Annotated in this window: 15 protein-coding genes and 1 tRNA gene; 7 read left to right on the forward strand and 9 right to left on the reverse strand. The window is 46.6% G+C overall.

From position 1 onward, the window contains the following. Positions 1–6: 6 nt before the first annotated feature. Positions 7–981, reverse strand: coding sequence for a FecR family protein (locus ACMXI2_RS22740; protein ID WP_483778346.1), 975 nt, complete (start codon positions 979–981; stop codon positions 7–9). A gap of 169 nt (positions 982–1,150) precedes the next feature. Here ACMXI2_RS22740 and ACMXI2_RS22745 point away from each other — a divergent pair, with 169 nt between their 5' ends. The 5 genes from ACMXI2_RS22745 to ACMXI2_RS22765 all read left to right on the forward strand — a co-directional run bounded on the left by ACMXI2_RS22745 (position 1,151) and on the right by ACMXI2_RS22765 (position 4,102). Next, positions 1,151–1,747 (forward strand): RNA polymerase sigma-70 factor, encoded by a 597-nt coding sequence (locus ACMXI2_RS22745; protein WP_483782407.1) that lies wholly within the window; start codon positions 1,151–1,153, stop codon positions 1,745–1,747. A gap of 177 nt (positions 1,748–1,924) precedes the next feature. Next, a complete protein-coding gene (locus ACMXI2_RS22750; RefSeq protein WP_483778347.1) occupies positions 1,925–2,116 on the forward strand; it encodes a hypothetical protein in 192 nt (63 codons plus the stop codon). A gap of 38 nt (positions 2,117–2,154) precedes the next feature. Next, a complete protein-coding gene (locus tag ACMXI2_RS22755; RefSeq protein WP_483778348.1) occupies positions 2,155–2,628 on the forward strand; it encodes a PRC-barrel domain-containing protein in 474 nt (157 codons plus the stop codon). 120 nt (positions 2,629–2,748) lie between these two features. After that, complete coding sequence (locus ACMXI2_RS22760; protein WP_483778349.1) at positions 2,749–3,723, forward strand: hypothetical protein; 975 nt, start codon at positions 2,749–2,751, stop codon at positions 3,721–3,723. Between the two features lie 109 nt (positions 3,724–3,832). Continuing rightward, complete coding sequence (locus ACMXI2_RS22765; protein ID WP_483778350.1) at positions 3,833–4,102, forward strand: hypothetical protein; 270 nt, start codon at positions 3,833–3,835, stop codon at positions 4,100–4,102. 53 nt (positions 4,103–4,155) lie between these two features. Here ACMXI2_RS22765 and ACMXI2_RS22770 read toward each other — a convergent pair whose 3' ends face one another. The 8 genes from ACMXI2_RS22770 to ACMXI2_RS22805 form a co-directional block, all read right to left on the reverse strand. Beyond that, positions 4,156–5,187: an isoaspartyl peptidase/L-asparaginase family protein gene (locus ACMXI2_RS22770; protein WP_483778351.1), complete on the reverse strand. Its 1,032-nt coding sequence runs from the start codon at positions 5,185–5,187 to the stop codon at positions 4,156–4,158. 23 nt (positions 5,188–5,210) lie between these two features. Beyond that, positions 5,211–6,245, reverse strand: coding sequence for a cyanophycinase (locus tag ACMXI2_RS22775; RefSeq protein WP_483778352.1), 1,035 nt, complete (start codon positions 6,243–6,245; stop codon positions 5,211–5,213). Beyond that, positions 6,245–7,642, reverse strand: coding sequence for a RagB/SusD family nutrient uptake outer membrane protein (locus ACMXI2_RS22780; protein ID WP_483778353.1), 1,398 nt, complete (start codon positions 7,640–7,642; stop codon positions 6,245–6,247). Before ACMXI2_RS22780 ends, ACMXI2_RS22775 begins: the two co-directional genes overlap by 1 nt. 12 nt (positions 7,643–7,654) lie before the next feature. Beyond that, positions 7,655–11,008, reverse strand: coding sequence for a TonB-dependent receptor (locus tag ACMXI2_RS22785; protein WP_483778354.1), 3,354 nt, complete (start codon positions 11,006–11,008; stop codon positions 7,655–7,657). A gap of 111 nt (positions 11,009–11,119) precedes the next feature. Continuing rightward, positions 11,120–12,196: a FecR family protein gene (locus ACMXI2_RS22790; protein ID WP_483778355.1), complete on the reverse strand. Its 1,077-nt coding sequence runs from the start codon at positions 12,194–12,196 to the stop codon at positions 11,120–11,122. 90 nt (positions 12,197–12,286) lie between these two features. Then, a complete protein-coding gene (locus ACMXI2_RS22795; RefSeq protein WP_483778356.1) occupies positions 12,287–12,838 on the reverse strand; it encodes an RNA polymerase sigma factor in 552 nt (183 codons plus the stop codon). Between the two features lie 14 nt (positions 12,839–12,852). Beyond that, complete coding sequence (locus ACMXI2_RS22800) at positions 12,853–15,897, reverse strand: S41 family peptidase (protein ID WP_483778357.1); 3,045 nt, start codon at positions 15,895–15,897, stop codon at positions 12,853–12,855. A gap of 70 nt (positions 15,898–15,967) precedes the next feature. Next, positions 15,968–17,506, reverse strand: coding sequence for a hypothetical protein (locus tag ACMXI2_RS22805; protein ID WP_483778358.1), 1,539 nt, complete (start codon positions 17,504–17,506; stop codon positions 15,968–15,970). Between the two features lie 167 nt (positions 17,507–17,673). Here ACMXI2_RS22805 and ACMXI2_RS22810 point away from each other — a divergent pair. Together ACMXI2_RS22810 and ACMXI2_RS22815 are read left to right on the forward strand one after the other, a co-directional pair. Then, positions 17,674–17,744 (forward strand) — tRNA-Gln (locus ACMXI2_RS22810). Between the two features lie 121 nt (positions 17,745–17,865). Next, the gene (locus tag ACMXI2_RS22815) at positions 17,866–19,239 is read left to right on the forward strand and encodes a hypothetical protein (RefSeq protein ID WP_483778359.1); all 1,374 of its coding nucleotides are present in this window, start codon (positions 17,866–17,868) and stop codon (positions 19,237–19,239) included. The last annotated feature ends 38 nt before the right edge of the window (positions 19,240–19,277 follow it).

The raw sequence follows: 19,277 nt of genomic DNA on the forward strand, positions 1-19,277 counted from the left end.
GTTTAGTTAGTGATTCTTTTCTATACGGTAACCTGTATTTGTTGATATAATTTTCAAATCGTGCAGCATCGCAATACGATGCAGTACCTGTGACAGTGAATCGGTATCCCGGATTATCCCGGAGAAGGCGATATCGTTAAAGGCAGCAGCTTTCAGCTGAATGTTCACGTGATATCCCCTGGAAATAGTATCGAATACATTGGACAACGGCGCCTGGTCGAATGTGGCGGTAAATCCACGTAAAGAACCAAAGGCAACCGGCGGTGCAGCAGCGGCTTTTCCGGGTGTCGGTTGCAAGCGTGCAATTCCTGTGGCAGCATTACAAACCAGCGATTGACCCAGAGTGAGATAGCGCACCTCGGCATTGGTCTTCACCATTACTTTACCTGTATGGAGAATTACTTTTACTTCCTTTTGTTTACTGGAGATAGTAAAGCTGGTCCCCAACGCGGTGGTGGACACGCCCTCGCTCCATACCGTAAAAGGTTTGGGCGCATTGGCTGCTACATTGAAATACCCTTTACCCCGCAGCAACACTACCCTGTTTTTTGTACCAAACGGGGCCGCAAAGCGGATCTCCGCGTCCTTATATAATATTACCTGTGAGCCGTCAGGCAAATGAAGGATCTGCTGTTTACCGGAAGTATTGGCGATGGTGGTCGTATCGGGTTGTATTACTTCCTGTTTGGCTGCTACTTTTCGTGCAGGCGGCAGCGTGGTATTGAACATCCACAATGCACCGGCCGCTATTATTACGGCAGCGGCAACAGCGGCGGCACGGCGCAGGTACACCATCCGGCGCTTTTCCCTGATGCGGGTGGCTATTACGGCATACATCTCATTTCTTTCTGCAGAAGTAAAGGCATTTATCTCCGGCACTTGCTGTTGCTCATACCAATGATCGTATTCTGCCTGCTCCGCTTCTGTAGCAGTTCCGTTCAGGTATCGGTCCAGTAAATATTGCAGGCGCGATGGCGTCATCAGTATGGGTGTTTGTAATACTTATCACCTGAACAGACATTTACCCCCACTCCTTTTTTCCAAAAAAGAACGAATTCATATTTAGTTAACATTGGAAGAAGTTGTTTACCATAAGTTAACATGGAAACTTTTCCCCAGTAGATATCTTTGCTGGCAAAACTGAACGCTTATCTGCTCCGCCGGTCAACATACATGTGATAACTTATGGCAACAAGCCAGGAGTGGCGATACCAAAGCCTTTGAGCAGTTGTACCGGGCCACTGTTATTTCACTCAGCAACCAGGCGTTCCGTATTCTGAAAGACCGGGAACAGGTAAAAGATATTATACAGGATATTTTTACCAGTTTATATCTCAGGAGAGATGAACTGCCCGGGGATGTTAACATCAGCGGTTATCTAAACAATGCCGTTAAATATAAGGTGTCCAATCAGCTGCGTAATAAACTGCTCAAAGAAAACCATCACCAGGTACTGATCAGGCAGGCGCATCAGCAGGAAATGGTACAGCCCGTGCAACTGGAACAGCACGAACTGAAAAACCGGATCGCCCGCAGCATTAATACGCTGCCACAAAAATGCAAAGAGGTATTTATGCTCAATTACTATGGCAATATGAGCTATAAAACGATCGCACAGGAAATGGGCATCTCTGTAAAAACAGTGGAAAAACACATGAGCAAAGCGCTACAGGTACTACGCCGGGAACTGAAAGAAGAACACTACCTCAGTATGTTGCTGGTAGCATTGAGTATCTGCACCGGATGATAATTTCCGCAATACGTAGGAAAAAGACCCTAAAAAAAATGGCTGAACTCCCCGGAATTACCCGGTAAATCCTCCCCAATCAGCCATACATCAGGAAAATAATGATTTACTGTTTTTTTGTGTGCATTGGTATAATGATTGCCGGATAGTATATGAACCTTTTTCAATCATATAACTATGGCACACTTGGAAGTTCAACCCAGGAAAAGAAATCCATCGTGGGTATGGCTGATCTTAGGGCTTGTTATCATCGCTGCTATCCTGTTTCTACTGATGCGCAGCAGTAATAGTAATCAACGGAACATCATTACTAACACCGATACCAGCCATGTTGCACCTGCAGCAGATACTGCCGGTACGCAACCGTAACAGTCCTCACCCGTTCATCATCTTAAAAAATTATTACCATGACTATAACTGCAACTAACCGCCTCGAAGAATTAAGCGATAGCAAATTCGAAATCGTAGACGGGCAGCCCGATATCAGGCACTGGGAAGTAGAAGATCTGAAGGGCCATAAATTCGGAAAAGTAGATGATCTGCTGTTTAACCCCGCCTCACGCAGGGTACGCTATCTCATCATCAACCTGAAAGGTAACGAGATGGGGCTCACCGACCGCAAAGTATTGTTTCCTGTTGGCGTGGCCATCCTGAATGAAAAAGAGGATACGGTATTACTACCGGAAGTAACGCCTGTACAGATCAGTATTTTGCCTTTCTACGAAAAAGGAGTAATCGTTACGCCCGAAACAGAACAGGATATCCGGAATGTATTTGCTTCACCGGATTCGTATAGAGCCGATAGCGACTTCTACAACCACGACCAGTTTAACCAGGAAAGATTTTATGGCGACCGGACGCCACGGGATAACCGCGTATAGTACTTGCCTTAAATAATCGTCCGTTGAACGTTAGCCTGCAAAAGAGAAAGCCTCCCGTCGGAGGCTTTCTCTTTTGCAGGCTACACTAAATATCCTTTATTTGTACACAAATTACTCCGGATGAAATATGTTTTGCTGTGTGGCCTCGTGTTACTTTCTTTTGTTATAAAAGGCCAGAACCTGGTGAACTACCGTGATACGGCGAATCATTTCTCCGTAGGAATTCCCAACGGATGGCAGGTAATAAAAAACAAACAGATCCCTTCCCTGAAATTTATGGCACAGCGGAGTTCTGCCGATAGCGCCCTTCCGGCGCCGGAAACCTTTGCCGTCAATGTGGTAGATGAGCCCCGCTCCAATGTGGATGCCATCACAAAAAAGCTCCTGTATTATATCGGCCGCAATCCCTATTTCAAACTGCTGGATTCCGGCAGCATTGTGAGCGCCGGGAAACGGATGATCTGGCTGGACGAAATACACCTGGAGCCAAACAGAACCGACACGATATTTGCCAGCATTTTTATTGCCTACGCAGACAATAAAACCTACCTGCTGACAGCCACTACCCTTTTACCGTTTTCTGCCGGTTTTAAGCCTTTATTCCACGAAATAGGCCATTCCTTCAAAACAGGGAAAGCAGCGAGGAAAGAACGCCTTAAAATAGCATTGCCGGCCGGTATTAAATGGACCATAATCACCGATACAGAAATGGATAACCTGGCCACGCGCCAGTTCCTGCCCGCCGATGAAACCCCGCAGCAATGGACCCTGCTCATCAACGATATGACAATGGAAAATGCACGGGTCAATAACATTGACCTTGCCGTAAAAAGCTTTTCAGACGCCGCAGTAAATAAAGCATCCCAGGCAAAGATCACAGTGCTCGGAAAAGAAAATATCCCCCAACGGCGTTGGGCGCTGTTTAAAGTAGAAACACCCGGCGCCGGAAACCCGGAATCACAGCTGTATTATGTGATACAGGGCCCCAAATCCTTTCACGCCGTTTTTATCGCCAAAAAAACAGAAACTTTGCCGGCCGATTTTGTAAGCAAGTGGAGCGCCATTTTCAGAAAAAGTAAAGTGGTGATTGAATAATTATCCCACAACTGTGTATTTATTTACGCAGCTTCCCTTATTAGCCCCTTGTAAATCAAGCCGTTTTTAGTGGTGCGATGTTTGGGTTATTTTCTGAAAAACATGCTTTATGACCACACAACCTAAAACACCCGGACCACTCCTCGACGACGATCTGCAACCGGATGATATTATTAATCAAAAACAACAACCGGTACCCCCAAAAGGCAACCAGGATGAGCAATCACGACGGGGAGACGACACTTCTGATGAACTATTGGAGGAAGAAGATGATGACGTGGAAATAGATGAGCTCCTGGAGGAAGAAGATATTACGGATGAGGATGTAGCTGAAAACAGCCTGGAAGAAGATGATTCACCAAAAAGACCGTTGGAATGAAAACACGAACGGATACGGGTACTACGCCCCGCATCCGTTCGTTATTTTAATACTTACTTATAGATCGCAATTTCAATTTTTCCGTCTTTGGTAACAGCGCCCCGGTACATGCCTTCCGTATTGAAAGACATGGTCATGTTCCCTTTTTTGTCCAGCGCAATCAAACCGCCGTCGCCACCCATATCCCCTACTTTTTTGATCACCGTATTCCCCGCCTGCTGTACAGAAAGTCCTTTATACGCCATGAGAGCAGATAAATCGTAAGCCACCACATTACGGATATAAAACTCACCCCAGCCGGTACAGGAGATCGCGGCTGTTTCATTGTTCGCATAAGTGCCTGCGCCAATAATGGGAGAATCGCCGATACGGCCATATTTTTTGTTGGTCATACCACCGGTAGAAGTAGCCGCCGCCAGGTTGCCCTGGTGATCCAGCGCCACGGCGCCCACCGTACCAAATTTATAATCCATGTTTTTGATACCCAGTTTTTCCGGGGTCGTATAGGCGTTGGATTTAGCCGCTGCAATAGAATCTTCCCGGATAGCCCTTTGCAGGTCCTTCCAGCGCGATTCCGTTCTGAAATAAGAAGGATCCACTATTTCCAATCCTGCTTCCTTTGCAAACTTTTCCGCACCAGGACCTACCATCATCACATGCTCCGACTTTTCCATCACAGCTCTTGCAGCGCTCACCGGGTTACGCACCGTGGTTACGCCGGCTACGGCGCCTGCTGCCCTGGTTTTACCATTCATAATAGCGGCATCCAGTTCGTTGCGCCCTTCATGAGTAAACACAGCACCTTTGCCTGCATTAAAAAGGGAATCATCTTCCAGTACTCTTACGGTGGCTTCCACTGCATCTAAACTGCTTCCGCCGGATTGCAGGATCTTGTAACCCGTTTCCAATGCTTTTTGTAAAGATGCTTTGTAAGCCGCTTCTTTCCCGGGGGTCATATTCTTTTTGAGAATGGTACCTGCACCGCCATGAATCACCAGTACATAAGATGATGCCTTTTGCTGCGCCATTACAGGCAAAGCAAAAAGTACCGTCAGAAAAAATAAAATGCCAAACCTGCCTTTCATATCAAATTTTATTAAGAGAATAATCAGATTGCCTTCTTCTTCAGCTGGCCATTTTCCACCCACCACCAGTACCAGGCGCCGCCGCTGGCTGTTGCCGCATCAAAATCAACTACCCGGAAACTCCCATTGCCGGAGGCGCTCGCAGGAATCTCATATACTTTCAATGCCTGCCCGTTATGGCTCCATTGCAGCGGCTGTCCCGGGTCGCAAAGTTCCGGTTTTTTAAGACTGTCAGTCAGGATAAAATAGGCCTTACTCACGCCAAAAACTTTTGCTATCCCTGCTTCGTCAATACACACCGCTGTTTTTTCATCGGGTGCAATACCCCGCGGGAAGATGCCCTGGTCCTTAATAATGCGGCTCATAAAGGTAACATGCCTGCCTTCGCGGCCACGCTTCAGGTAATGCTGATCGCTGATTACGTCACGAAGATAAGGCGCATGCAGGAAATCGTTGTTATACACTTTTACCAGCGAATCATACGGATTAGCCAGCACCGAATCAGACACTGCACTGCCGCCTTCGCCACTGTAATAAAATCCGCTCAGGATAGCACAACCCGCGCTGGTACCACCTACCGGCACTTTCTTCTCCTGCAGTAAATAATTAATCGCATCATTCACTTTAGTGCCTCTCCATTGGTTCATGTAGCGCGACTGATCCCCACCGGCAATAAACAACATCTCCGCATTGCGGATAATATTGGCTACCGTATCATTATTAGCCACCTCCCGGCTGGTGATATTCAACGTTTCTACGGAATTCACTTTTCCGAGGGAGTCTATGTCACTATTATAACCACCGTTGCCGGAGGCTGTAAGCACAACTACATCACCGCCGCCACTGCGTTCAATCATCCACTGAAAAGCGCCGTCTACATTGCCGCCGCCACCAATCAATGCTACACCGCCTTTTACCGGCGTAATTACATCTGCCGTATCGCCAATGATTCCGATAGAGGCCGGTCGACCGGCAACAGTTGGCTGTTTTGGAACATGCATGTAACAGGCATTTAAACACATAGCCGTTACCGTTAGTACAATCGTTATCCTTTTCATCAATAGACCGGATTTTGTTTCATGTTTTTATTGGCTTTGGTTTCCGCATCAGGAATAGGGAATACATATCCTTTCTGGCCGGGTTTCAGCAACACAGCGCCTAGTGCGTTGATGGCATCTTCCGGGTCGCGGGTTACAGAAAGACCCCTTCTTCTCAGATCGAAGAGACGATGCCCTTCAAAGGCCAGCTCCTTGAAACGTTCAGTATACAAAGCGGTGATCAACGCATCTTTATTGCTGAAGGACTGCGGCGTGTAACCATTGATGCGTGCGGCACGCAGGCTGTTCAGGTCAGCAGCGCCGTCTCCCACCCGGTTACTTTCTGCCAGCGCTTCAGCGCGGATCAGGTACATTTCTCCTGTTCTGAAAAGTTTAATATCTGCCAGACCAAGACTACCGGAAGAACCAAAATATTTATTCACCAGGTACTCGGAGTTGCCCGCCCCACGGGTATCGTCAAACTGTATGTAAGCAGGATAACGCACGTCGTTATTTTTATCAAACAGGTTAATCAGTTCAAAAGAAGGCGCATATAACACTACGTCCCTGTCGAAATAAGCGCTGCCGATCAGTTCATCATTACTGCCTGCTACCTGTTTCAGCTTCCAGATAACTTCAGTCTCCTTAGTATCTTTCCAGATGCCGGGAAAATCGCTGGCATCAGCCAGCGGCAGCGCATCAATGGCTTCTGTAGCATACGTTACCGCATCACTCCATTTTTTTGCGTATAAAGCCACTCTAGCCTGGATAGCAGAAATGGCCGGAAGCGTGATCCTGGTGTTATCGTCTGCTTCAGCAGGGATCAGTGTTTTAGCCAGCAGCAAATCTTTTTCGATGGCGGCTACTACTTCTCCAAAAGTATTCCGTGCAGGAAAACTATTAACGGAAGTATCCATATAAGGCACTCCCATAGCCGCCGGCTCATATGCTTCTGCATAACTCTGCAATAACTGGAAATGACAATAAGCGCGTATTGCCAGCGCCTCTCCGCGGTACTGATCTTTCAAACCTATCTCATCACCTTTGGCAGTAACATTACTCATAGCTCCCAATACCCGGTTAGCGCGGTCAATGGCAATATAATATTCCCCGAAAGATGCGGTAATGGTGGTGTTGCTGGGATCTACCCGCCAACGGTAAGTGGCAACGCCGCCACCAGTACCATTTTCACTTGGCAGGGTACATTCATCGGTAATCAATGATACGCTGTAGATGGTGTTGTAGGTAAGACCGGCATAAGCGCCAAGTAAACCGCCGTTCAGATCATTCACCGTCCGGAAGGTTCTTCCCGGATCTATGATACTGTCGGTAGGAGAAAGGTCCAGTTGCTTATTACAGGCAAGTATACACAACGACAACAGGAGTGTAAAAGTATATTTGATATAACGGATCGTCATGAGCTCAATGATTTAAAAATTAACGTTCAGGCCAAAAGTGTAGGTTCGTGCGCTGGGGTAATCAAACCTGCCCTCACCATAGTTATTTTCCGGATCAAAACTTTTCCATTTGGTCCAGGTGTACAGGTTCTGCGCCTGTGCAAAAATCTGGATGCCTTGCACAAACTTCAGGTGGGTCATCATTTCTTTCGGAAAATTATAGCCGATATTTACATTCCTTAAACGCAGGTAAGATGCATCCTGGATATCTTTGGAGGAAAATCCCCTGCTGGCATCAAACTTAGGCAGGATGGCATTATCGCCCGGTTTCTTCCATCGGTCATACAACATGCGCACCGACTGATTACTGCTGGCAAAACTGGGATTCTCGTTGTAATAATCTTCGTTGAGATAGCGCATGGTTTTATCCGCAAACGTAAACAGCGCATTCAGATAAAATCCTTTCCAGGTAACCGCCGTATTAAACCCACCGGTGAAAGGAGGAATATAAGTGCCGAACTCCGCTACGCTCAAAGCCGTTTCATTGTAATCGCTCGTTTTATTACCCGATCTGTCATAGTACAACGGATCGCCTGTTTGCGGGTCCACACCGGCCCATTTAGGCGCATAATGAGATCCGTAAGGCAAGCCTACCCTTACAATCTGCGTGGTACCCTGCGTAAATTCACCGGAAGCCCCCAGATCAGTGATCACATTTTTATTATACGCAAAGTTCACACCTACCGACCAGGTGAAATCTCTTCTCTTCACAATATCTCCCTGGAGATCCATTTCTATGCCCCTGTTGCGCATAGCGCCGGAGTTGAGGAACATGGTGGAAAACCCGGAAGTGATAGATAAAGGTTGTTCTATGAAGAGGTTATTGGTTACTTTATTATATACATCTGTTACCAGGCGGATACGGTTATTCATTATACCCAGGTCAAAGCCAACGTTAAATTCTTTGGCATATTCCCAATCGTAGTTAGGATTACCCGGCTGGTTAGGCACAATAGCCGGATTACCGCCATACTGGTCGGTTCCGTAAGTACGGAAGTAAGCAAAGGGGCCGAGATTGGAAAATGGATTGGCAGAAGTACCATAGCTCGCACGGAAGCGCAGGTTATCTACAAAGCTTACATCTTTCAGGAAATTTTCTCTCTTCACTTCCCATCCAACACCCAGGGAATAGAAGCCATGCCAGCGGTTGTCCGGTGGTACGGTAGAAGCGCCGTCATACCGGTAACTGGCATTCAGTGTATATTTTTCATTGAAAGTATACCGGCCTACGCCAATCCAGGAAGCCAGCGCACTTTTGGTACGGCCTCCTCCCAGCAAAGCATTGTAGGGCGAGCCGGGTGTAATGGCCGCAGGAGTGGCGGGCAACCTGTCGTCCAGGTCATAACCGGTATAGTCAAATGCGCGGTAATTATTCCTGGTAAACTCAAAATAACCGGATACTTCAAAATCATGTTTACCGGCAACTTTTGAATACGTTAACCCGGAAGTGCTCACCAGTGTAACATTCCTGGTAACGCCTTCTCCAAAACTGCCTCTTCCGCCGTTATCTACTTTATAACCGGAATAGGAATCCGGATTTACATAACGCTCGGTGGTAGTTTCCCTGAAGTCTATACCCAGCCTGGTTTTCGCTACCAGTCCTTTTGCCAGGATATAATTCAGTGAAGTACCGATAATGCTTTTCAGCTGGTTGTCTTTGCTGCTGGTATTTAATAATGCTTCCAGTGCGTTACTGCCTTCCCGCAGATCATATACCGGGTACACATCATCATTATAATTGGTGACGAGGGTACCATCCGGTGCATAAGGGTATTCATAAGGCAGGGCGTAGTATACAGCTGCCAGCGGGTTGCTGCCGCTGCTGGAAGCTTCTCTTTCTATAAAGGAAGATTCAGAATAGGCAAGTCCCACGTTAATGTTGGCGGTTAATTTACCGGCGTTAAAATCCAGGTTATTTTTAAAGCTGTAACGTTTCAGTTCAGAACGTTTGGCGATCCCCTGCTGATCATAATAATTCACGGAACTGTAAAACCGTACGTTTTCATTACCACCGCTCACGCTCAGCTGTTGTTCCTGGAATTTACCTGTTTGCAGGAAAATCTTTCTCCAGTCCGTATTTATATTTCTTAAACTGTCGATGATACGGTCCGCTTCCTGCTTTTCCTGTGGTGTTTTATTGGCGTAGTCAGGATTTTTATTGGAGAACTCCCAGCCGGGTCCCAGGTTAGCGCCGGTTTCCAGGCCGATCTCTTCTTCAAACTGCAGGTGTTGTGCAGCATTCATCATCTGGAATTTGGGGGTGGTCATATTGGAAAAACCATATTGCGATTTATAGGACACTGCTAATCTTCCGGCCTGTCCTTTTTTGGTGGTGATCACAATTACGCCATTGGAACCGCGCGACCCGTATAATGCTTTGGCCGAAGCATCTTTCAATACGGTAACAGAAGCAATGTCTGATGGGTTGATGCCCTGAAACTGACCTGCTTCAATGGGGATACCATCCATTACATATAAAACGGAGGAGCTGCCATTGATGGTACCTACACCGCGTACGGTAATGGTGGCGGCGGTACCAGGCTGACCGGAACCCGCAGATACCACCATTCCCGGAACCCGCCCCTGCAGGATCTGGTCGAAGGTGGCCATAGGCACCTGTGTAATTTTATCGGCCCCCACTACGCCGGCGGCGGCGGTAGATTTATCCCTGGCATAATTCGTATACCCGGTAACCGTTACAGCATTCAGCGTTTTGATATCTTCTGTTAGTATCACATTGATTTCACGCCTGTTGCCAATAGTTACCTGCTGACTAACATAGCCTACCAGTGAAAACTGGAGCGTGGCAGCATTATCCGGAGCAATGAGCGTATAGGCGCCATCTTCATTGGTAAGTGTACCGGCGGTGGTGCCGGAGGCTCGTACGGTAACGCCGGGTAAAGGCAGGTTATCTAATCCCCGGACGGTTCCCCTGATAGTAATATCTACGGCAGATTTACTTTCTGTACCGGCGTATACTACTACCAGCCCGTCTTCTTTCAGGGAATATGCCAGGTTGGTACCTGCAAATGCCTGTGAAAGCACTGCATCCAGTGTGGCTTCTTTTGCTGCTACCGTCACCCTTTTGTTTTCAGGCAGTGTTTTATCATGAAACACAAAGCGGTAGGCCGTTTGATGCTCCAATATTTTCAGCAATTGTTTGATACTTGTTTCTTTTACCTGCAGGGTGATCGTCTCCTGCGCGAAACAAATAGCCTGCACCTGAAGGCAGGTTAAAAAAAGAAGAACCGTTAATTTCATAGTAAGCAGCAATTTGCCGGTGGGAACAGGTTTCCCCTTCCATTCCAGGAATACAAGTTTTAACATACCTTTGATGTTGGTTTAGTAAATGATCATTCAGGACATTTTCTAGCCTAATTCCGGGGGGAAGTGTTCCACCACTTCCCCCTTTCTTATATTTGGTTGATGTATAATTATTTATTTACTGATAATAATTTCTCCGTTTACCATTTTAAAGCTGAATGGATAAGATAACTGCAGGGCATCCAGTGCTTTCAGGATCGTTTCACTTTCAAAGGTGCCGGAATACCGGTAATGCTTTACTTCTTCATCTGCAAAGGTGACCCGGATACCATACCATTTTTCCAGCTTGCCTGCTATCACTTCCAGTGGCTCGTTTTCAATTTCCAGCCGGTTTCTTACCCAGGCTATTTCCCTGGCTTTGTGATTTACCGGATCAGCGTCCAGCGGCACTACTTTAAAAGGATTGGCCGGCGCTGAAAGCCCGGCTGCATTCGTTGTTAGTTTCTGATTGGGTTGCAATATGATCTTCTCTTCCGGTTTGCCGGCCAGTGTAACTTCCACCTTTCCTTTAAACAAGGCGGTTTCCGATTGATGGCTGCCGGCATAGGCGCTTACATTAAAAACGGTACCCAGTACCTTAATATCAAAAGCGGTAGTATGTACAATAAATGGATACTGTGCATGTTGTGTTACATCAAAAAAAGCCTCTCCTGAAAGGGTTAGCTGCCTGTTGGCTTCATTAAATCCTGCGGCCAGTTCTACGGTACTGTTTTGCCGCAAAATAATGGAGGAACCATCCGGCAGCACTACCGTTTTACGGAGATCCTTGCCGGCATTGATAATCACCATGCTTGTTTTGGGAGAAGTGATATCGGCAACGGTATTGGTACGGTTGAACAGGTAAATGGCTCCGGCCAGCAACAGGATGCCTCCCAATGCAGCGGCATATTTAAATAACGGATTGATTTTTCTGCCGGGAGGAGTGATGGGCTGCCCGTCCAGGGCCGAATGGAGAAGCTCATATTGTGAAATACCATCTTTCAGGTGTTTCAGTTGCTCCAGGCGGTTACCCTGCCGGGCCGACAGGACCTCAATCATATACCGGGCTTCCTGTACAGCGGCCTTCTTTTCGGGATGGCGGGTCAGCCAGCTCTCCCAAAATAATATATCTGTGTCGTTCTCTTCCAGGCAATAGCGCTGGAAAGATTCATCACATGCAAAGTCGGCAGCTTCGAAGTCCTGGAAATTCATGTAGGTATGCCTTTAACTATACAGACGGCGAAACCCGCCGTTTTTCCTAAGGGTTTTATAAATTTTTTTTCGGGAGATGGGAAAGTGCTGCTATTTCAGCATTTTCCTTAATGCTTTGATGGCATCATAAATGGTATTGTAAGCCGTTTTCACGGTTTGCGAAGTTTGTGCGGCGATCTGTTCATACGACAATCCTTCAAAAAATTTAAGCCGTATCAGCTCTATCTGTCGCGGGGTTAGCGCTTTCAGCGCCTGTTGCAGCCGCTGTTTTAATTCTTCATCCTGTTGTACCTGGATAATAATTTCTTCATAAGATAATTCGCGCTCCGCTTCTTTATCCGTCATCCGGTGAATGGCGGCATGGATCTTCGACTGGTACGCCAGCTGATCCAGCAGCTGGCGTTTCAGGGCGGTAAATAAATAGGCCGGTACATTGGTTACCGGGCGCAGCGTTTGATGCCCGGTCCACAGCTGTAAAAACAATTGTGTGATACAGTCCTTTACCAGTTCATCGCTGCCGCAAATTTTCAATCCAAACCTCAGCAGATGTGAATAGGTATTATTATACAGTGCAAACAACGCCTGTTTATCGCCGTTTCTCAGGCGCTCCCAGTGAATATTATTGTCTTCTTCATAAGACATAAAAATGCAGGTCGTTATAATGTTGATATCGCAGTTTCCTTCATCAATTCCCTGATGGCTGCTTCCAGTTGCTGATCTCTTCCTTTAATTATCTCTTCCCGCGTGTTATTCACACGTATATCCGGCTCCGTCTGATGATTTTCCAGGTAATACCCTTCCCTGCTTTTTACACCCAGTGAAGGCACGCTCCAGTGGAGGTTACCATCAGATAATGTTTCCCCGGTCATGAAGGTACAGCTTCCCGGCACCGGCATACCTACCAGCCTGCCCATATGGAGATACTGATAGTCGAACACAAAACAACTGCCATCACTGTAGTTAGCTTCGCTGGCAATCACCACCGACGGCTTTGTCCAGCGGAAGCCGGGTTCCATGCTCTCTACCTGGGAGTCTGTCGTATTTTTCCTCACCTCCGTGCCACTCAGCATCATACCCAGGTCTGAGGCCAGGTCGCCTCCCCGGTTAAAACGGGTATCCACCACAATGCCTTTGCAGCCGGCATATCGGCCCATTATTTCGCTGTAGGCGTTGCGATAGGCAGCATCATTCATCCGGTATAAATGTATATATCCCAGCTGTCCGTTGCTGAGGCGTGTTACTTCGTCCCTGTTACGTTTCACCCATCTTTTATACAGCAGATCGCTTTCTGCTTCCGGCGTAACCGGCGTTACCACTATATCCCGCTGCTGACCGCCATCACTAATACGCAGCCGGGTATTTTTACCTGCCCGGTGATTAAGATATTGGGAAAGATCTTTATCTGCCGTAATCTCCTCTCCATCTATGGCTGTAATGAACATGCCTGGCTTCCCGCCAAATGCCTCCTGATCCAGCGGACCATTGGGAAGTATCTCACTTATTTTCACACCAGCTCCCCTGTAAGATACATCGTAACAAATACCCAGGGAAGCGGTTTCTTCTTTTTCTTCCGCAATATTGCTGCCTGTTGCCCCGCTGTGACTTACATTCAGCTCACCCAGCATTTCGCTCAGCATCTCTGCCAGTTCAAAGTTATTGGCAATATGCGGCAGAAACTTTTCATAATTCCGGCCATACGCTTCCCAGTCGGCGCCGTGATAACCGGCGGTATAAAATGCTTCCTTTGTTCGTCGCCAGATATGTGAAAACATCGCCTTCCTTTCTGCGGGCAGATCTATTTTCATAGTACCGTTAATGGTAATGCTATGCTGCGTTTTCCCGGTGGTATCCAATTGCAGGATACGGGCGTCTGCCAGCAGGAAAAGTTGTTGTTGTGCAGTATCCCATTGCAGGGAGCAATCTTCCGCCTTAACAGACAAAGGCATCGTGGATGTTTTGGTGGGTATATCCGTTATCCACAATTGAAAAGCCGCACCGGCTTTTACGAGATAGTATAATTTATGACCGTTTTTACTCAGTAATACATCCGCCAGCATAGCGGCCGATGGGGTTAGTTTTGTAATCCGTTCCGCATCTTTAAAACTGCCGCCGGAAAACGGTAACGCATATACGTCCTGTTGCCGGCTGCTGCTGGTGGAAAAACCCCGCAGTCCGTTCCGGTCGCTTTTCCAGATCATCATGTTTCCGTCCATTGCCCATTGCGGCGCCTCATCGGCAAAGCCGCTTTGCGTAATATTTTGTACACTACCACTACCATCGGCTGCTACGAGGCCTACTTCCTGGTTGCCGGCGCCCGGCTGGTTGTATTGAAGCAGGAGATACTGGGTGTCGGGACTCCAGCGAAAATACTGATCGTGATCCTTACGGCTGAATAACGACGCAATGCGACGGCTCTTTCCCGAAGCGATGTTATATATTTTTAAGGTCACCCTGTTTTCAATATAAGCTACTTCTTTTCCATCGGGAGAATACAAGGGCTGATAATTTTCCTGGCTGTTGGCCAGCAACACATTTTCCTTCGCATGCAACAGATCCATTTCGCAGAGCTGCCAGCCACGGCTGCTTTCACTGGCATACAACAATTTTGTGCCATCCGGTGAAAAGCTCAGGTCCGCCTCTTCTCCGGGAGTATGCGTCAACTGCCTGATAGTGCCCTGTTTCATATCGGCGGAAAATACATCTCCCCGGAAAATAAATGCGCACTCCTTACCGGAAGGTGAAACCACACTGTATTTAATATGATCCGCCACCGGCACTACGGTTGTGTTTTCTATGGTCCGGCTGGTAACACGTATGTTTACTTTTTGGGGCGCGGCGCCCGGCGCCTGCAAATAAATATCTCCGTTGAAACCAAAGCACAGCGTGCCATTGCCGGCTGCGCTCAGAAACCGGACGGGGTAATGTTTAAATGTTGTGAGTTGTTCCGATGTTCCGGAACGTTCCAGCCACAAACGGTGTACATTAAAACTCCCGCTCTCTTCACTCAGATAACAGATGGCCTTTCCTTTATTGGTAAACACCGGTGATCTGTCTTCCCCGCGAAAGTTTGTCAATTGTTGGTAGGTATCTTTCTGCGTATCATACAGCCATATATCCCTTGCTGCAGCAGATACCTGGTGTTTTCGCCACGGGTTCTCGCGGTTCTTCTTATCGTGATAAATAATATATTGATCATTGAGCTTTGCATCTTCCGCGGGAACAGCTAGTAGCTGCGTTACCCGTCCACCATTTACGGATACACGATATAGTTCGGGTTGCGCATCTGAAGGAAACTGCCGGTTATCCACCACATCCATTCTCACGCCACCAAAAATCACCTGCTGATCATCTTCACTAAAATCATATGGATACTCATCTGCCGAATGAAAGGTAAGCTGCTTTTCATTTCCCCCGCCGGCAGGTACCAGGAAGATATCCGCATTACCATAGCGGTCCGAAGCAAAGGCAATACTGCGGCCATTGTGGCTCCATACAGGCATCCACTCTTCCGCACTGCTATTCGTCAACTGTATAGCAACGCCACCAGTAGCAGCTACGGTGTATAAGTCGCTTTTATAAGTAAATGCTATTGTTTTTCCATCAGGAGAAATAGAAGGATAACGCAGCCAGCAGGGCGAACTTTGGGCAAAAATATATTCCCCCCCAAACAAGATGAGTAAAATAATGATCAGTCTTTTCATTCGCAGTTTGTAACAACCCGGATAAAGATACAAATATATAATTCATATTTTCCGGGGTTACTACACCTTGCTAAATGCCCAGCATCACGCGCTCTTCCTCAGCTTCGGCTTCTTCCTGAGACGCTGGTGGCGCATCGGTTACTTCTGTGAGCAGCAGGGTATATCCCAGCAGCAATACAATTAATAATACCTGGTACCGCAATACAATAGGCGCTGCAAAAACGCTGAACGCAAAATTCAGCCCGATGAAAGTCCAGCACAACAGCAGCGCGATATTAAATTTACGGCTGGTTTTCCGGATCCCTTTTTTAATAAAATAGCGGATCGTTTCTTCTATAAATAACAAATGACAAATCACTATCAATGAAGGGAACAACGACATCAGCGTACTTTGCCAATTGTTGTATTTGCCTTCCGGCTTTGGCTTATCCCCATCTTTAAAAAAAGTAGCTACTTCTTTATTCACCAGGTTAATGATAGGCCGGTTATACCCGCCTAATACTTCCAGCTCCGGTAACAAATAAAGCTTTGCATTGCCCAGCAAATAATAGCGGGTAAAATCCCAGGGATATTTCCGGATCATATAATTTCCATAGTCGCTGTATAAAGGCGCTACGCCGCACCAGCCGGCATATACGTCTTTGTCCTTATGCTCCAGCCCATAGTCTCTCAACAACCCCTTCTGCGGCCCGTTCATGTCCCACATAAAATACGATCCGTCTGACACAACAATTCTTCTCGGCAGCTTCTTCAGCGCCGTCATGTAGTAATATACTGCCTTATGCGTTTTGGCAAACTGCTGTGGCACTCCCACAGAATCCAGCGGCACATACTGCATCATATACATGGCATTATTCATGATCTGCCAGCCACTGAAAGCAGAAAATATTTTTACCCCGGAATGCTCCGCAGTTTTCTGACGGGTAAACAGCACAAACGAAACAATCAGCACCACCGGCAATAAAATAGCCACCACTTTCTGCCACGGCCGGTAAGCAGATAATAAAATCGGTATCAGCGCCACCAGCGGGTAAAACATGGCATTATACCGCACCGTAAACGCATATCCCAGCAACAGCCCGTGAAATACCAGCAACAGCGTAGTTGGCTTGTGCAATATCCAGAGCAACAGGGTAATCCAGGTAAGTCCAAGCGAAAGGAACAGCGCATCTGAAATAAAATAATTGCTCAGAAACGGGAACAATGGGTTAATAAGCAGAAAAGCATAAAAGCCATACCTGAAATAGCTCTGCGGATTAAAAATGTAACATACACTGAAATAAAAGAAAAAGGCGCTGGCTTCCAGCAATACAAACTGCACCACGGTAAGCATTGTTTCCGAACGGAAAAACTGGTGAAACAACCACAGGAATTTGGAATATCCTATGGGCCAGAGGTTGTAATTCCTGTTCTGCAGGGCCGTTTCCATATAAGACCCGGTATCCGACGTAAAATCTATATACGGGAAGAAATGTTTGAATACCACCATCTTGATCACCGCAACAATAACAGCTGCTGCCAGGAGCAGGCCATTGCGCCGGCTGGCAAATATAAAGGCGCCGAAACCAGGAGCGGGAGTAACAAAGGACCGGGGAGATAGTAATAACATAGCCAGTTTTGAGGGATTTTACATATGGCTACAAGTATAAAAGAAGCCACTGAATTGAGGTATCAGTGCATGATTTTCAGTGTTTTAAAGATCTTTTTTTGAGAAAAAAGGATTAAAAATTTGGTAATTATCAGAAATGTCATAATTTCGCGGTCCTGAATTGCTATTGCCTGATAGTATAACGGTAGTACGACAGACTCTGACTCTGTTTGTCTTGGTTCGAATCCAGGTCAGGCAACTTTCCCGGAAACGCTTACCCATTAAGTGTTTCCGGTTAATTTCTCTCTCTATTATTTGTAGCAAAATACGGCAAACTCTAACAGTTGCCTCTAACAGTTAATCCTTTTAAATTTTGCTGCATGAAACCAATTTCAGCACCCGAGAATCAAAGAAAAATGCTACTGAATGGTTGTTACAGAACACCCATTGCCGTTTACCCTACAAATTGGCACACCAAAAAAGGCTCTATGCGAAAGAGCTGGTACATATGGTATCGGTACTTCGATCCGTTGTATAAAGACCTACATCCCAACGGCATGCTTATATCAATTCGCGGCATGAATGATATTAAAGTGCTGGAAGAAAGGCAAAATGAAACCAGGTTACGCCTCGAGGAAGCACTAAAGCTGCTGGACACCTACAATTACAACCCGATAACAAAAAAGATCAATACGGCGCCCAAAGCTGGCATAATGGCCACTGATGAGGTTACACCTCAAACCCTATTTATAGAGGCTCTCAGGGTAGGGAAAAAGCGTTTAAACTATGTCCCCCAGGCATTACGTGATGTTGAATCGGTAATCAATGGTACTGAACGTGCAGCGAAGGCATTGGGCATCGATAACCTTTTTATTCGGGATGTAAGCCGTAAGCACTTTGTTAGGATTTTTGAAAAGTGCAGAGAATTGAATGAAAGATTCTCAGTCAACAGGCAAAATATGTACCGGGCCTATCTCATGGCTATTTTTAAACAGCTAATTAAGTTAGAGGCAGCCGAACATAATCCGCTATCTGCGATTGAAAAAGAAACCAAAGGAGATGTAAAAACATTGGATGGCGCTGAAGATAGGACAGACTCGATTCATGATGTGTTGACGGCCGAAGAAAGGAAGCTTGTTGATACCCACCTGTACGAAAAGTGCTATACATATTGGCGGTATATGCAAACCTTCTTCCATTCTGGCGCAAGATCCACCGAGTTGTTTCGGGTTAAAGAAAGCCATGTAGACTTAAAGAAGCAGCGATTCAAAACCCTGATTATGAAAGGCCGGAAATGGGTATGGGTTTGGCGTACCATAAAAGACATAGCCTTACCGCTATGGGAGGAGATGCTTAAAGAGTGTACACATTACCGGAAACTTTCCAGCCAGCATGCTACCGATCCATACCTTTTTGGGAAAGGATTGCAACCCAATGTTACAGCAATTAACCCTGAAACAATAAGCAGGCGCTGGCACCGGTGGGTAATTACCGATAAAATGAAAGTGGTTAATGGGAAGATTAGAAAAACAAATGGCCTGGGCATTAAGAAGCGATTCTATGATATTAAGCACCTTCATTCCACCGAAATCATGGATACCTTAGAAGGTAGAATAGGAATTGAACAGGCTGAAAAAGCAGTTGCGGAAATGAACGCTCATACCAGCACCGACATGCTGCAGCAGGTATATGATAAGAAAAACGACGCCAGGAAACAAAATAGGATAAAAGGTATAAGAAACAGCTTTGCGTGACCAGTGTCAGGTGAAAAACAAAACGGCTGGGTAAATAC

The sequence above is a fragment of the Chitinophaga sp. G7 BAM 1005 genome (assembly GCF_057126945.1).

Coding starts and splice junctions, on each gene's coding strand:
- ACMXI2_RS22740 (WP_483778346.1), bottom strand. CDS start 981: ATGACGCCATCGCGCCTGCAATATTTACTGGACCGATACCTGAACGGA.
- ACMXI2_RS22750 (WP_483778347.1), top strand. CDS start 1,925: ATGGCACACTTGGAAGTTCAACCCAGGAAAAGAAATCCATCGTGGGTA.
- ACMXI2_RS22755 (WP_483778348.1), top strand. CDS start 2,155: ATGACTATAACTGCAACTAACCGCCTCGAAGAATTAAGCGATAGCAAA.
- ACMXI2_RS22760 (WP_483778349.1), top strand. CDS start 2,749: ATGAAATATGTTTTGCTGTGTGGCCTCGTGTTACTTTCTTTTGTTATA.
- ACMXI2_RS22765 (WP_483778350.1), top strand. CDS start 3,833: ATGACCACACAACCTAAAACACCCGGACCACTCCTCGACGACGATCTG.
- ACMXI2_RS22770 (WP_483778351.1), bottom strand. CDS start 5,187: ATGAAAGGCAGGTTTGGCATTTTATTTTTTCTGACGGTACTTTTTGCT.
- ACMXI2_RS22775 (WP_483778352.1), bottom strand. CDS start 6,245: ATGAAAAGGATAACGATTGTACTAACGGTAACGGCTATGTGTTTAAAT.
- ACMXI2_RS22780 (WP_483778353.1), bottom strand. CDS start 7,642: ATGACGATCCGTTATATCAAATATACTTTTACACTCCTGTTGTCGTTG.
- ACMXI2_RS22785 (WP_483778354.1), bottom strand. CDS start 11,008: ATGTTAAAACTTGTATTCCTGGAATGGAAGGGGAAACCTGTTCCCACC.
- ACMXI2_RS22790 (WP_483778355.1), bottom strand. CDS start 12,196: ATGAATTTCCAGGACTTCGAAGCTGCCGACTTTGCATGTGATGAATCT.
- ACMXI2_RS22795 (WP_483778356.1), bottom strand. CDS start 12,838: ATGTCTTATGAAGAAGACAATAATATTCACTGGGAGCGCCTGAGAAAC.
- ACMXI2_RS22800 (WP_483778357.1), bottom strand. CDS start 15,897: ATGAAAAGACTGATCATTATTTTACTCATCTTGTTTGGGGGGGAATAT.
- ACMXI2_RS22805 (WP_483778358.1), bottom strand. CDS start 17,506: ATGTTATTACTATCTCCCCGGTCCTTTGTTACTCCCGCTCCTGGTTTC.
- ACMXI2_RS22815 (WP_483778359.1), top strand. CDS start 17,866: ATGAAACCAATTTCAGCACCCGAGAATCAAAGAAAAATGCTACTGAAT.